Genomic DNA, 14,439 nt, shown 5'->3' on the forward strand with positions numbered 1-14,439 from the left:
ATGATTTTTAAGACACCAAAATTAACAGTTGTTGGAGCTGGTCCTGGAGATGTAGATTTAATCACTCTAAAAGCGATAAAAGTTTTAAAATATGCTGATGTAGTTTTATACGATGCTTTAGTAAACGAAGAATTATTAGATTATATAAATTCAGATGCAGAAATCATTTTTGTAGGAAAAAGAAGAGGTTGTTACAAATATCAGCAAGAGCAAATTAACGAATTAATTGTAGCAAGAGCCAAATCTCATGGTCATGTGGTTCGTTTAAAAGGCGGAGATCCTTTTATTTTTGGAAGAGGTGCAGAAGAAATGGAATATGCTGCAAGTTTCGGATTAGAAGTTGCAGTAGTTCCAGGTATTTCTTCATCATTAGCAGTTCCTGCAAGTCAAAATATTCCATTAACAAAAAGAGGAAATGCAGAAAGTTTTTGGGTAATTACTGGAACAACAAAAGAACATAGAATTTCTAAGGATATTCAACTCGCTGCAAAATCGAGTGCAACTGTGGTAATTTTAATGGGAATGAGTAAGTTGTCTCAAATTGTACAATTTTTTCAAAAGGAAGGTAAAAATGATTTGCCAGTTGCCATCATTCAAGATGGAACAACTTCCAGAGAAAAAGTTGGAATAGGCACTGTTGATACAATTTTAGCAATTGTAGAAAAACAACAATTAAGCAATCCTGCAATTATTGTATTAGGTGAAGTTGTAAAACATCGCCAATCCATTTTAGATATTCAAGAAAAGTACAGTCAAGAATTAATGGTTTAAAAGTATGGAAAGAAATAATTTATATCCTATTTTTCTAAAAACAGAGCAATTAGAAATATTAATTGTTGGTGGAGGTTTTGTGGCATTAGAAAAATTATCTTTTTTATTAAAATCAAGCCCAAACTCTAAAATAACTATGGTTTCTCCATTTTTTAGAGAAGAAACTTTACGAGAAGTAAAAGGATTAAATATCAACATAATTCAAGATTATTATAAAGATTTTTATTTATTAAATAAACATATGGTGATTGCAACTACAGATAATGTGGATGTAAACATACAAGTTTACAAAGATTGTAAAAAGCGAAATATTTTAGTAAATGTTGCTGATAATCCTCCTTATTGCGATTTTTATATGGGAGGAATTGTTACCAAAGGAAACGTAAAAATTGCGATTTCTACCAATGGAAAATCGCCCACAACTGCCAAAAGATTACGTCAGTTTTTTGAAGATGTAATTCCAGAAAATATTGATGATTTAGTAAAAAATTTAAATAAATATAGAAAAACCATCAAAGGAAACTTCGAAGAAAAAGTTGAAAAACTAAATGAGTTTACAAAAAGTTTAGTAGAAAAATAAAAATAGTAACTGTCATTTCGAGTGTTTTTTGAAGATTGAAAAAAATGTATCGAGAAATCTTATTCTTAATATTTGAATTGACAAATTTTTAAAATAACATGATTACAACAGATATATTAATTATTGGAGCAGGACCCACAGGATTATTCACCGTTTTTGAAGCAGGTTTATTAAAATTAAAATGTCATTTAATTGATGCATTAGCACAACCTGGAGGTCAGTGTTCTGAGATTTATCCAAAAAAACCAATTTATGATATTCCTGCTTATCCAGAAATTTTAGCAGGAGATTTAACCCATAAATTAATTGAACAAAGTAAGCAATTTAAACCAGGTTTCACTTTAGGAGAAAGAGCAGAAACCATTGACAAATTAGACGATGGTACTTTTATTGTAACCACAAATAAAGGCACAAAACATCATGCAAAAGTGGTTGCAATTGCTGGAGGTTTAGGAAGTTTTGAGCCAAGAAAACCATTGATTCCTAATATTGTAGATTTTGAAGACAAAGGAGTTGAATATATGATTAAGGAGCCAGAAATCTATAGAAATAAAAAAGTAGTAATTTCTGGAGGTGGAGATTCTGCTTTAGATTGGGCAATATTTTTATCAGAAATTGCATCAGAAGTAACTTTAATTCACAGAAGAAACGAATTTAGAGGCGCTTTAGATTCTGTTGATAAAGTTCAGGAATTAAAGAACTTAGGGAAAATAAATTTAATAACGCCAGCAGAAGTAAAAGGAATTTTAGGAACTGATAAAGTTACAGGAGTTGCAGTAGAAAGAAAAGGTGAAGATGCTTTTATTGTGGATTCAGATCATTTTATTCCGCTTTTTGGATTGTCACCAAAATTAGGACCAATAGGAAATTGGGGGTTAGAAATTGAGAAGAATGCCATTAAAGTAAATAATGCTTTAGATTATCAAACTAATATTGCTGGCATTTATGCCATTGGTGATGTAAACACATATCCAGGAAAATTAAAATTGATTTTATGTGGTTTTCACGAAGCAACATTAATGTGTCAAAGTGCTTATCAGAGAATTTATCCAAATAAAAAATATGTGATGAAATACACAACAGTGGGTGGTGTAGAAGGTTTTGACGGAACAAGAAAAGACGCTCCAAAAGCAGTTGTTAAGGCGATTCAATAAATTGCCTAAAAGCTTCTAGGGATTACAGATATTTTTGTATGGTTTACGTAACTTTGCAGACTATACAACAAAAAGATTAGTAGATGCAAGACATCAATATAAAAATAACAGACAGAAATGGTGTAACTCACGCTGTTGTAGCACCTACAGATATGGCTATGAATTTGATGGAAGTTGTTCGTTCTTACGAATTAGCTGAAGAAGGAACCATAGGTATTTGTGGTGGAATGGCTATGTGCGCATCTTGCCAATGTTATATAAAATCAAACCACGAATTACCAGAAATGACAGATGATGAAGATGCAATGTTAGCAGAAGCATTTTATGTAGAAGCCAATAGTAGATTAGGTTGTCAAATACAAATGACGCCAGAAATGGATGGATTAGAAGTAGAATTAGCACCAGAAGCATAATATATAATGATGAAAGGAGTAGAAGAAAAAGTTGTTTTTGCAAACTATAGCATGTGTTTAAGAGATGCTGTAGGTATTTTCACAAAGAAATTAATTAATAACTTATTTGATGAAAACCACTTACAAGAAAATGGCGAACAGACGAAAGAAAGTTTTTTTAAAATTTTAGAAAGATTGTCTATTGAAAATGGTGAATATTTTTGGAATGAATTCGAATATTCTTTTGTAAACATTCGACAAAAACTAGATTTAGATGCTTTGGCTGCTGAAAAAAGTGACCCAGCTGCAAAAAGTTTAGAAGAAATTTATTTGGCTTATCCTGGTTTTTACGCAATTGCAGTTTATAGATTAAGTCATCAATTATTAAAATTGGGAGTCCCTACTTTACCAAGAGTAATGAGCGAATTTGCACATAGCATTACTGGTACAGATATTCATCCAGGAGCAGAAATTGGCGAATCATTTTTCATAGATCATGCCACAGGAATTGTAATAGGAGAGACTACCATCATCAAAAATAATGTGACTATTTTTCAAGGAGTTACACTAGGTGGTATTCAAGTCAAAAAAAGCCTAGCATCTACTAAAAGACATCCAACCATAGAAAGTGGAGTGGTTATTTATGCAAATGCTACTATTTTAGGTGGAGATGTGGTTATTGGTGAAAATTCTGTAATTGGCGCAAATGTTTGTATTACAGAATCGATTGCAGAAAACTCTGTAGTTTCTGTAGAATCTAAAAACAAAATTTATCAAAGAAGAAATTAAAAAGATGAACACAAAAAGTATCATAGATTTTGTTGGAAATACACCTTTAGTTGAAGCGCAACATATTTTTAAAAAAGAAGGCGTTACTTTATTACTAAAATTAGAAGGCAATAATCCAGGAGGAAGTGTAAAAGACAGAGCAGCCTACTACATGATTTCTGAAGCATTAAAAAGAAATAATATTAAAAAGGGTGATACTTTGGTGGAAGCCACAAGTGGAAATACAGGAATCGCTTTGGCTTTAATGGCAAAAGTTTTAGGTGTAAATATGGTGCTTACAATGCCAGAAAACTCAACCATAGAAAGAGTTAAAACAATGCGTGCTTATGGGGCAAAAGTAATTTTAACACCTGCAGATAAAGGAATGGAAGGTGCCATAGATTATGCTTTAAAACTAAAATATAAGAAAGGATATTTTCGTTTAAATCAGTTCGATAATTTCGATAATCCAAAAGCTCATTACAACACAACTGGTCCAGAAATCTGGAAAGACACAGAAGGTGAAGTTACTCATTTTATTGCAGCTATGGGAACCACAGGAACTATTACAGGAGTGTCAGATTTCTTAAAAAGTAAAAATGAAAACATACAAATAATTGGGGCACAACCTAAAGATGGTGCAAAAATTCCTGGAATTAGAAAATGGTCAGAAGAATATATGCCAGCTATTTTTAAGCCTAAAAAAATAGATCAAATTATAGAAGTTAGTGAAGAAGAAGCAAAAGAAATGACCATTCGTTTGGCGAAAGAAGAAGGTGTTTTTGCAGGAATGAGTAGTGGAGGTTCTGTTGCAACTGCAATAAAAGTTGCAAACTCTATAGATAAAGGTGTTGTAGTTGCAATTATTTGTGATAGAGGAGATAGATATTTATCATCAGATATCTATGAATAAATTATAAAAACAAGAAAAAAGTTCGTTACTTTGTATCGAATTTAGTTCATAAACTTATTAATTACGTTATCACGAAAGGCAGAGGGATTAGACCCAATGAAGCTTTGGCAACCTCTCATTTTTGAGAAAGGTGCTACATTCTACAAGAAAATGCAAAACTAAACTTAGCATTTCTTGACAGATAACAGAGAAAACTTCACTTTTCCTGATGACATATTGATAAAAATTATCAAACAAATATGTCAAATATTTACAAAGCTTTACAAGAAAGAATTTTGGTTTTAGATGGTGCAATGGGTACTATGTTACAAGCCTATAAATTCACAGAAGAAGATTTTAGAGGAGAACGCTTTAAAAATTATCCAACACCTTTGCAAGGTAATAATGATTTATTGTCAATTACGCAGCCAGAAGCCATAAAAACCATTCATGCAAAATATTTTGAAGCAGGTGCAGATATTATAGAAACCAACACATTTTCTGGAACTACAATTGCAATGGCAGATTATCAAATGGAAGATTTGGTGTACGAACTCAATTATCAATCTGCAAAAATTGCCAAAGAAGTTGCAACTGAATTTACAGCTAAAGAACCACAAAAACCACGTTTTGTAGCAGGTTCTATTGGCCCAACAAACAGAACAGCAAGCATGTCTCCAGATGTAAATGACCCTGGTTATAGAGCAGTTACTTTTGATGATTTAAGAGTTGCTTATAAGCAACAAGTAGAAGCTTTAGTTGATGGTGGAGTAGATTTGTTATTGGTAGAAACCGTTTTTGACACTTTAAATGCAAAAGCAGCACTTTTTGCAATTGAACAAGTAAAAGAAGAAAGAAATATCAATATTCCAATTATGCTTTCTGGCACAATTACAGATGCTTCAGGCAGAACTTTATCTGGGCAAACAGCAGAAGCTTTTTTAATTTCTGTCTCTCATATCCCTTTGTTATCAGTAGGATTTAATTGTGCTTTAGGAGCCAATTTATTACAACCACATTTAGAGGCAATTGCCAACAAAACCGAATTTGCAATTTCTGCACATCCAAATGCAGGTTTACCAAACGCTTTTGGTGAATATGACGAAACTGCTGAAGAAATGGGAGAGCAAATAGAAGAATATTTGAAAAAAGATTTAATTAATATTATTGGTGGCTGTTGTGGCACAAGTCCAGAGCATATTAGGGTAATTGCCAATATTGCTGCAAAATATAAACCAAGAGCCCATCCCTCAATCCCTTCCCAAAGGGAAGGGAAGCTAGTCTAGTAAAGTTTAAAACTAATTGAATATTTATAAATATGGTTTTATTTATTAAGAAAGTATTGCAGAATTGACCCAAAACTTTTCAAAACTTATAAGGTTTTGAAAAATTAAAAAATCATATCATTTTAGAATGAGCGATAAAAATAAAAATAAGAAATTACCAAAAGCCTCTTCCCTTTGGGGAGAGGTTGGAGAGGGGCGTAAGTTTATGAAACTATCTGGCTTAGAGCCTTTGATTCTGAACGAAAACAGCAATTTCATAAATGTAGGTGAAAGAACAAATGTTGCAGGTTCTCGCAAATTTTTACGATTAATTAAAGAAGAAAAATTTGATGAAGCTTTAGATATTGCAAGGCATCAAGTTGATGGTGGAGCACAAATTATCGACATTAATATGGATGATGGCTTAATTGATGGAAAAGAATCCATGGTGCGTTTCTTAAATCTAATTGCATCTGAACCAGACATTTGCAGAGTTCCTATTATGATTGATAGCTCAAAATGGGAGATCATTGAAGCTGGTTTACAAGTTGTGCAAGGAAAATGTGTCGTAAATTCTATTTCCTTAAAAGAAGGTGAAGAAAAATTTATTTGGGAAGCCAAACAGATAAAACGATATGGAGCAGCAGTAATTGTGATGGCTTTTGATGAAGTTGGTCAAGCAGATAATTACGAGCGTAGAATAGAAATTGCAAAAAGATCGTATGATATTTTAGTGAATCAAGTTCACTTTCCATCAGAAGATATTATTTTCGATTTAAACATTTTTCCTGTAGCAACAGGAATGGATGAACACAAAAGAAATGCCATCGATTTTATTGAAGCCACCAAATGGGTTCGTCAAAATTTACCCAATGTTTCTGTAAGTGGAGGTGTCAGTAATGTATCTTTTTCTTTTAGAGGAAATGATGGCGTTCGAGAAGCAATGCACTCTGTTTTTCTATATCATGCAATTCAAGCAGGTATGAACATGGGTATTGTAAATCCGGCTTTGCTGGAGGTTTATGACGATATTCCTAAAGATTTATTAGAACGCGTAGAAGATGTAATTCTGGATAAAAGAGAAGACGCAACAGAACGTTTATTAGATTTTGCAGAAACTGTAAAAGGTTCTAAAGTAGAAAAAGGAGTAGATTTATCTTGGAGAGAAAAATCTTTACAAGAAAGAATCACACACGGTTTGGTAAAAGGGATTGATGCATTTATAATTGAAGATGTAGAAACAGCAAGACAAGAAGCAGCAAAACCAATAGAAGTTATTGAAGGACATTTAATGATTGGCATGAATGTGGTTGGCGATTTATTTGGCGCAGGAAAAATGTTTTTACCACAAGTTGTAAAATCTGCAAGAGTGATGAAAAAAGCAGTAGGTTATTTAAATCCGTTTATTGAAGCAGAAAAAGGAGACAAACAAGAACCTGTTGGTAAAATTTTAATGGCAACTGTTAAAGGTGATGTGCATGATATTGGTAAAAATATTGTGAGTGTTGTTTTAGCATGTAACAACTACGAAATTATCGATTTAGGAGTCATGGTTCCACCAGAAAAAATTATTCAAATGGCTATTGAAGAAAGAGTTGATGCCATTGGTTTAAGCGGATTAATTACACCTTCTTTAGATGAAATGGTGTATTTAGCGAAAGAAATGCAGCGTCAAAATTTTGAAGTGCCTTTATTAATTGGTGGTGCAACAACCTCTAAAGCGCATACAGCAGTAAAAATTGATACACAATATAAAAATGCGGTTGTTCACGTAAATGATGCATCAAGGGCAGTAACTGTTGTTGGTGATTTGCTAAATAAAAAAACAAGTCATTTATATACAGCAAAATTAAAGAAAGATTATGAGGAGTTCAGAACTAAGTTTTTAAAAAGAGGAAAAGAAAAATCATATATTTCTATTAACGAAGCTCGAAAACGCAAGTATAAAATCGACTGGAACACCTCAGAAATTGTAAAACCCAGAGAATTAGGAATTCAGATTTTAGAGCAATTAAGTTTAAAAGAATTAGAACCCTTTATCGATTGGAGTCCCTTTTTTAGAAGTTGGGATTTGCATGGGAAATATCCAGATATTTTAACCGATAAAATTGTTGGGGAGCAAGCCACAGAGTTATTTTCTGATGCTCAAAAAATGATGAAAGAAATCATAGCAAATCAATCTTTAAAACCAAAAGCAATTTTTGGTTTGTTTGAAGCGAATACTATAAATGATGATGACATTTCTATACAGAAAAAAGGAAAAGAAATTGCTGTTTTTAGAACTTTACGTCAACAATTAAAGAAAAGAGATGGTATTCCAAATATAGCATTATCAGATTTTATTGCCCCAAAAGAAATTAGCAAAACAGATTATATAGGTGCATTTTGTGTAGCTATTTTCGGAGCGCAAGAATTAGCAGATAGTTACAGAGTTAAAGAAGACGATTATAATGGAATTATGGCACAAGCTTTAGCAGACAGATTTGCAGAAGCTTTTGCAGAATATTTACACAAACAAATTAGAACAAAACATTGGGGTTATGATGCTGACGAAAAATTATCTAATGACGATTTAATCAAAGAAAGTTACAAAGGTATTCGTCCTGCACCTGGTTATCCTGCATGTCCAGATCATTTAGAAAAAGCCACACTGTGGCATTTATTAAATGTTGAAGAAATTATTGGTGTTCAACTTACTGAAAGTATGGCAATGTGGCCAGCAGCAGCAGTATCAGGTTATTATTTTGCAAACCCAGAAGCTAAATATTTTGGTTTGGGTAAAATTACAGATGACCAAGTTACAGATTTTGCAAAAAGAAAAGGAATTACAAAAGAGAAAGCTAGAAAGTGGTTACACCCAAATTTGGCAGAATAGAGCCCATCTTAATAGTTCCTATTTCGTCAAGCTCAATATTAGGAAGAAACACTCTTGGGTTATATATGGATTATGAGAATAGTTTTCCTTCTTTGGAGGGATTAAGGGAGGCTTTGCGTTAGCGATTGAAACGACATCCTTTTTTCTGAGTTCGAGTGAATTTGCTTTTCGCAAATTTGTATCGAGAACTCAGAAAAAAGATATAGTGTAAAGCGCGACCTTTTTAGGGAACGCCCAAAAAAATAAAATATTAACTAAATAAAAGTCCCTTTTGGGATTTAGGGGAATGAAAATTACAGATCACATAAAAAAAGCAGACGGAAAAACATTGTTTTCGTTTGAAATAATTCCGCCAAAAAAAGGAAAAAGCATTCAGGAATTGTATGACAATATCGATCCTTTAATGGAATTTAAACCGCCTTTTATAGACGTTACAACCTCTAGAGAAGAATATGTTTACGTAGAAAAAGAGGGTTTGTTAGATAGAAAAGTAACCAGAATGCGACCAGGAACAGTTGGTATTTGTGCAGCTATAAAACATAAATATGATGTAGATACTGTGCCTCATGTTTTGTGTGGAGGTTTTACAAAAGAGGAAACAGAATACTTGTTGGTAGATTGCCATTATTTAGGTATCGAAAATGTTATGGCTTTAAGAGGAGATGCTATGAGTCATCAAAAATATTTTGAAGCCTCAAAAGGAGGTCATAAATATGCCAAAGATTTGGTAGCTCAAATTCAGAATTTAAATTCAGGTAAATATTTGCATGACGTTATTGAAGCCACGAATTGTGCCGATTTTTGTATTGGAGTTGCTGGGTATCCAGAAAAACATTTAGAAGCACCTTCTTTACAAACCGATTTAAAAAGGTTAAAGGAAAAAGTAGATGCAGGTGCAGATTATGTGGTTACACAGATGTTTTTTGATAATGAAAAGTATTTTGCTTTTGTAGATGCTGCAAAAAAAGCAGGTATAAATGTGCCCATTATTCCAGGAATTAAGCCTTTGGCAGTAAAACGTCATTTGCAATTACTACCACAAGTTTTTAGAATCGATATTCCAGAAATATTAATTAACGAAGTAGAAAAATGTAAGTCAAATGCTGATGTTCGAAAAGTAGGTATTGAGTTTGCTATACAACAATCTAAAGAATTATTAGCAGCTGGGGTGCCTGTTTTACATTATTATTCTATGGGTAAAAGTGATAATATTCAAGCAATTGCATCTGAGTTATTTTAAGTGAACTGGCATTCTTGAGAAAGCAGAAATCTATGTTTTTATTTTTAAATTTTAGTGGTAAGCATAAGAACAATTGATAGACAAATAGTAAAAAGCAATTTTTTAGAAATTTAGTTGGCAAATAAAATGACTACTTTTGTGTATCAATAAAATAATAATCAAAAAAAAATATATAAAATGGCATTAGAAATCACAGACGCAACTTTTGACGAAATAGTATTAAAATCAGACAAACCAGTATTGGTAGATTTTTGGGCTGCTTGGTGTGGACCTTGCAGAATGGTTGGGCCAATTGTTGATGAAATTCATTCAGAATACGAAGGAAAAGCAATTGTTGGTAAAGTGGATGTAGATAACAATCAAGAATTTGCTGCTAAATATGGTGTAAGAAATATACCAACTGTTTTGGTTTTTAAAAATGGAGAAGTTGTAGATAAACAAGTAGGTGTTGCACCAAAGAAAACATATACTGATAAAATTGATGCCGCTTTATAGTAGTTTAACAATTTAAATATTATAAAGGTTTGGCTAACGTCAAACCTTTTTTTATTTTGGTAAGGTTATATTTATAAATATTAAGTTTGTAAAAACAATTTTTTCTATGTTACTATATGGTCAACCAAAAAAATAAATAAATGAAAAACTACTTGTATATTATTGTCTTTTTTTTATGTATTTCTTGCGATAAAAAACAAGAAGAATTAACTTTAGAAACAGGAATTTCTCACCAATTAGCAAAATACAGAATACAACAAATTACAGATGTTATTTATGATTTGCATTTTAAAATTCCGAAAGAAAAAACTAGCTCAATTGCATCTAGATTAGAACTCAATTTTAAAGTAAAAGATTTAAAAAATGATGTTTTTCTTGATTTTAATGAGCAAACTACAAAGCTAAAAACCATCAAAGTAAATGATTCTGTATCAGAAATTAATCATCAAAAAGAACATATTATTATTGATAAAAAAGAATTGAAGATTGGTGAAAATTCAATAGAAATTTTTTTTGATGCAGGTGAAACATCACTCAATAGAAATGAAGAATTTTTATACACTTTATTAGTTCCAGACAGAGCAAGCACTTTGTTTCCTTGTTTTGATCAACCAGATTTAAAAGCGAAATACAACCTGAGAATTACTGCCCCAAAAGATTGGAAAGTTCTAGCAGGTGGCTTCGAAAAAAGTAGTATAGAAATTGATGATTTTATTGAACATACTTTTGCAACATCAGATGTAATGAGCACTTATTTATTCTCTTTTGTAGCTGGAAAATTTACAGAAGAAACCAAAAATCCTGGAGCTTTTGACATGCGTTTTTTATACAGAGAAAACAACCAAGAAAAGATTGATGAAAGTGTAGATCAAATATTTAAAATTCATCAAAACGCAATAGATTTTTTAGAAGCTTATACAGATGTAAAATTCCCATTTCATAAAATGGATTTTGCTGCAATTCCCCCTTTTCAGTATGGAGGAATGGAACATGTTGGAGCCATTCAGTATAGAGAATCTTCTTTGTTTTTAGATAAAAATGCTACACAAACTCAAAAATTAAGAAGAGCAAAATTAATTGCTCACGAAACTTCGCACATGTGGTTTGGCGACTTGGTTACTATGAAATGGTTTAATGATGTTTGGATGAAAGAAGTTTTCGCCAATTTTATGGCAGATAAAATCGTAAATCCTGTTTATCCAGAAATTAATCATGATTTAAGTTTTATGATGACACATTATCCAAGTGCATATTCTGAAGACAGAACAAAAGGCACGAATGCAATTCGCCAAAATTTAGATAATTTAAAAAATGCAGGTTCTTTGTATGGAAGAATTATATACAACAAAGCACCAATAATGATGCGTCAATTGGAAAATTTATTGGGCGAAAACGCTTTTCAACAAGGAATTCAAGAATACATAGAAACCTACCAAAATTCAAATGCAGATTGGAACGAACTCGTTGCTATTTTAGATAAAAAACCTGCTGGAGATATTAAAAGTTGGAGCGATATTTGGGTAAATTCTTCTGGAAGACCCATTTTTAGTGAAGAAATTGAGTTAAATGAAAAAGGAAATGTAACCAAATTTATCCTTCATCAAAATGCAGAAGATGGTTCTAATAAAATTTGGACGCAATCTTTTAAAATTCAATTAATAGATAAAAGAGGCTATGTAAAAAATATTAATATTAAAAATATGGGCAAATCTTTTGATATTACTTCTGCCACCATAGATTTTAAACCTGGTCAAGTTTTATACAATACAAACGGATTTGGCTATGGCGTTTTCCCCATTTATAAAGAGAAAATAAAATCATATAAAGATATTACAGATGAAGTTTCAAGAGGATATCAGTACATCAATTTATATGAAAAAATGTTAATTGGTAAAGTAACACCTTTAGAAATTTATAGGGTTTATTTAGAGGCTATTCAATCAGAAAAAAATGAATTAATTACAAATTATTTATCAGGAAGAATTCAAAATATTTATTGGATTTTTTTAACAGAAAAACAGCAAAAAAGTGTTCAAGAAACAACAGAAAATCAAGTAATTGCTTTGTTGCATAAAGATTTGCCATCAAACATCAAAAAAACAATTTTCGATTTATTTGAATCGATAGCTATTTCAGAAAATGGAAAAGAGCATTTATATCAAATTTGGAAAGAAGATAAAAAAATAGAAAACCTATTTTTAAATGAAAATGATTTTACTGCTTTATCAATGCAATTGGTAATTTACAAACATCCAAAAGCATCAGAAATTTTGGAAGAACAACAAACTAGAATTTCAAATCCAGATCAGCTAGAGCGTTTTAAATGGTTATTACCTTCTCTTTCTTCGGATGAAAAAGTGAGAGATAATTTTATGGAATCGCTTTTAGAAAAAGTAAACCGAGAAAAAGAATCTTGGGTGCAAACGGCTTTGAATAATATACATCATCCTTTAAGGCAAAAATCATCGATAAAACACTTAAAATCAATTTTAGAAAAGCTCGAAGAAGTACAATTAACAGGTGATATTTTCTTTCCAAAAGGATGGTTAGCATCCTCTATAGGTAATTATTCATCAAAAGAAGCAAACGATATTTTAGTTCAGTTTTTAGATGATAATCCTGATTATAATCCTATTTTGCTAAAAAAATTACAACAAACTACAGACGATTTAAAAAGAGCACAAAACATCAGAAAATAATGAATTTATCCGAAGTTAAATCGTCAGAAATTAAAAATCTAGACCTGCTTGCAAAACAAGTGGTAGAAGGTTTTATTACAGGGATTCATAAAAGTCCTTTTCACGGATTTTCAGTTGAATTTTCTGAACATAAACTATACAATAAAGGGGAAAGCACGCGTCAAATAGACTGGAAATTATTTGCAAAAACAGAAAAATTATACACAAAAAAGTACGAGGAAGAAACCAACTTACGTTGTCATATTATTATTGATAATTCTGCATCTATGCATTATCCATTAGTAAAAAATCAGACTTTAGAAAACTTAGACAAAGTTGGTTTTTCTGCAATTGCAGCAGCTTCTTTAATGGAAATTTTAAAACGCCAAAGAGATGCAGTTGGTTTAAGTATTTATTCAGATACTTACGAATATTATGCACCAGAAAAGGGGAGTGAGCGTCATAGAAAAATGTTGTTGCATCAATTAGAGCAATTGTTGGTCTCAGAATCGAAAACTACTACAGAAACCTATAAATATTTACATGAAATTGCAGAGAAAATTCATAGACGCTCTTTGATATTCTTGTTTACAGATATGTTTCAAACCAACCAAGAAGATGAAGCTTTGTTTGAGGCTTTAAGACATTTAAAATACAACAAACATGAGGTAGTTTTATTTCATACTTATGATGCAAAAACGGAATTAAACTTCAATTTTGACAATGCTCCAAAGAAATTTGTAGATGTAGAAACCAACGAAGAAATAAATGTTTATGCAGAAAATGTACAAGAAAAATACAAAGAGATTGTTGAGGATTATTTTAAAGAACTGAAAAATAAATGTTTACAATATAAAATAGATTATGTTCCAGTAGATATTAATAAAGGTTATAATGCTATTTTAACAACATATTTATTGCAAAGAAAAAATTTTAAATAAATTGTGTTTTGTTTTTGTGTATCTAAAAATCTATACTATATTTGCATCCGCTATTAGCAACGGTTTGGTAGTTCAGCTGGTTAGAATACATGCCTGTCACGCATGGGGTCGCGGGTTCGAGTCCCGTCCAGACCGCTTAAAGAGTCCTTAACAATCTAATTTATAGAGAGTTAAGGATTTTTTGTTTTGGGTTAGTCAGTATTTGTAATTTCTTATATTAATTTTTTTTCTTCAGAAGATTTAATTCTTTTTTAGAGTTTAAATGGATCAATACCAAAAGTTGTGGAGTACATAAAAATTGAAGAACTTTGCTAAAAAAGTTTTTATGTCCTCAGACACTTTACTATCGATTGCAAAATTTTTATTACCGGAAGTTTTAGTTACTTAT

The 14,439-nt window shown here is 31.4% G+C and carries 12 protein-coding genes, 1 tRNA gene and 1 riboswitch; all 13 genes read left to right on the forward strand.

The window, feature by feature from the left end:
* The 13 genes from cobA to WAO74_RS09545 all read left to right on the forward strand — a co-directional run bounded on the left by cobA (nucleotide 1) and on the right by WAO74_RS09545 (nucleotide 14,186).
* Nucleotides 1-771, forward strand: coding sequence for a uroporphyrinogen-III C-methyltransferase (cobA, locus tag WAO74_RS09485; RefSeq protein WP_422161553.1), 771 nt, complete (start codon nucleotides 1-3; stop codon nucleotides 769-771).
* Nucleotides 772-775: 4 nt separating this feature from the next.
* Nucleotides 776-1,351, forward strand: a complete 576-nt coding sequence (locus WAO74_RS09490; protein WP_422161555.1) for a precorrin-2 dehydrogenase/sirohydrochlorin ferrochelatase family protein — start codon at nucleotides 776-778, stop codon at nucleotides 1,349-1,351.
* Between the two features lie 98 nt (nucleotides 1,352-1,449).
* Entirely contained in the window at nucleotides 1,450-2,505 is a 1,056-nt protein-coding gene (locus WAO74_RS09495) for an NAD(P)/FAD-dependent oxidoreductase (RefSeq protein ID WP_422161557.1), read from the forward strand.
* An 83-nt stretch (nucleotides 2,506-2,588) separates the two neighbouring features.
* Nucleotides 2,589-2,918 carry a 2Fe-2S iron-sulfur cluster-binding protein gene (locus WAO74_RS09500; RefSeq protein ID WP_422161559.1) on the forward strand — a complete coding sequence of 110 codons (330 nt, stop codon included), beginning with the start codon at nucleotides 2,589-2,591 and terminating at the stop codon, nucleotides 2,916-2,918.
* Nucleotides 2,919-2,927: 9 nt separating this feature from the next.
* On the forward strand, nucleotides 2,928-3,686 hold the full coding sequence (gene epsC, locus WAO74_RS09505; protein ID WP_422161572.1) for a serine O-acetyltransferase EpsC: 759 nt from the start codon (nucleotides 2,928-2,930) through the stop codon (nucleotides 3,684-3,686).
* A gap of 4 nt (nucleotides 3,687-3,690) precedes the next feature.
* A complete protein-coding gene (cysM, locus tag WAO74_RS09510; protein ID WP_422161561.1) occupies nucleotides 3,691-4,578 on the forward strand; it encodes a cysteine synthase CysM in 888 nt (295 codons plus the stop codon).
* A gap of 63 nt (nucleotides 4,579-4,641) precedes the next feature.
* A riboswitch (SAM riboswitch) is annotated at nucleotides 4,642-4,766 on the forward strand.
* Nucleotides 4,767-4,817: 51 nt separating this feature from the next.
* Nucleotides 4,818-5,843 carry a homocysteine S-methyltransferase family protein gene (locus WAO74_RS09515; protein WP_422161563.1) on the forward strand — a complete coding sequence of 342 codons (1,026 nt, stop codon included), beginning with the start codon at nucleotides 4,818-4,820 and terminating at the stop codon, nucleotides 5,841-5,843.
* A 205-nt stretch (nucleotides 5,844-6,048) separates the two neighbouring features.
* The gene (gene metH / locus WAO74_RS09520) at nucleotides 6,049-8,697 is read left to right on the forward strand and encodes a methionine synthase (protein ID WP_422161574.1); all 2,649 of its coding nucleotides are present in this window, start codon (nucleotides 6,049-6,051) and stop codon (nucleotides 8,695-8,697) included.
* A 286-nt stretch (nucleotides 8,698-8,983) separates the two neighbouring features.
* A complete protein-coding gene (gene metF, locus WAO74_RS09525) occupies nucleotides 8,984-9,937 on the forward strand; it encodes a methylenetetrahydrofolate reductase [NAD(P)H] (protein ID WP_422161565.1) in 954 nt (317 codons plus the stop codon).
* 168 nt (nucleotides 9,938-10,105) lie between these two features.
* Nucleotides 10,106-10,432, forward strand: a complete 327-nt coding sequence (trxA, locus tag WAO74_RS09530) for a thioredoxin (protein WP_422161576.1) — start codon at nucleotides 10,106-10,108, stop codon at nucleotides 10,430-10,432.
* Nucleotides 10,433-10,572: 140 nt separating this feature from the next.
* Nucleotides 10,573-13,131 carry a M1 family metallopeptidase gene (locus WAO74_RS09535; protein ID WP_422161567.1) on the forward strand — a complete coding sequence of 853 codons (2,559 nt, stop codon included), beginning with the start codon at nucleotides 10,573-10,575 and terminating at the stop codon, nucleotides 13,129-13,131.
* Entirely contained in the window at nucleotides 13,131-14,051 is a 921-nt protein-coding gene (locus tag WAO74_RS09540; RefSeq protein WP_422161569.1) for a DUF58 domain-containing protein, read from the forward strand. The genes WAO74_RS09535 and WAO74_RS09540 overlap by 1 nt, the downstream gene beginning before the upstream one ends.
* A gap of 61 nt (nucleotides 14,052-14,112) precedes the next feature.
* Nucleotides 14,113-14,186 (forward strand) — tRNA-Asp (locus tag WAO74_RS09545).
* Nucleotides 14,187-14,439 lie beyond the last annotated feature (253 nt).

The organism is Polaribacter sp., assembly GCF_049276715.1.
Lineage (GTDB): Bacteria > Bacteroidota > Bacteroidia > Flavobacteriales > Flavobacteriaceae > Polaribacter.

Excerpts from the sequence above, each read along its gene's own strand:
- metH (WP_422161574.1), top strand. The coding sequence starts at position 6,049 with ATGAAACTATCTGGCTTAGAGCCTTTGATTCTGAACGAAAACAGCAAT.
- cobA (WP_422161553.1), top strand. The coding sequence starts at position 1 with ATGATTTTTAAGACACCAAAATTAACAGTTGTTGGAGCTGGTCCTGGA.
- WAO74_RS09540 (WP_422161569.1), top strand. The coding sequence starts at position 13,131 with ATGAATTTATCCGAAGTTAAATCGTCAGAAATTAAAAATCTAGACCTG.
- WAO74_RS09535 (WP_422161567.1), top strand. The coding sequence starts at position 10,573 with ATGAAAAACTACTTGTATATTATTGTCTTTTTTTTATGTATTTCTTGC.
- cysM (WP_422161561.1), top strand. The coding sequence starts at position 3,691 with ATGAACACAAAAAGTATCATAGATTTTGTTGGAAATACACCTTTAGTT.
- epsC (WP_422161572.1), top strand. The coding sequence starts at position 2,928 with ATGAAAGGAGTAGAAGAAAAAGTTGTTTTTGCAAACTATAGCATGTGT.
- WAO74_RS09500 (WP_422161559.1), top strand. The coding sequence starts at position 2,589 with ATGCAAGACATCAATATAAAAATAACAGACAGAAATGGTGTAACTCAC.
- WAO74_RS09490 (WP_422161555.1), top strand. The coding sequence starts at position 776 with ATGGAAAGAAATAATTTATATCCTATTTTTCTAAAAACAGAGCAATTA.
- WAO74_RS09495 (WP_422161557.1), top strand. The coding sequence starts at position 1,450 with ATGATTACAACAGATATATTAATTATTGGAGCAGGACCCACAGGATTA.
- metF (WP_422161565.1), top strand. The coding sequence starts at position 8,984 with ATGAAAATTACAGATCACATAAAAAAAGCAGACGGAAAAACATTGTTT.
- WAO74_RS09515 (WP_422161563.1), top strand. The coding sequence starts at position 4,818 with ATGTCAAATATTTACAAAGCTTTACAAGAAAGAATTTTGGTTTTAGAT.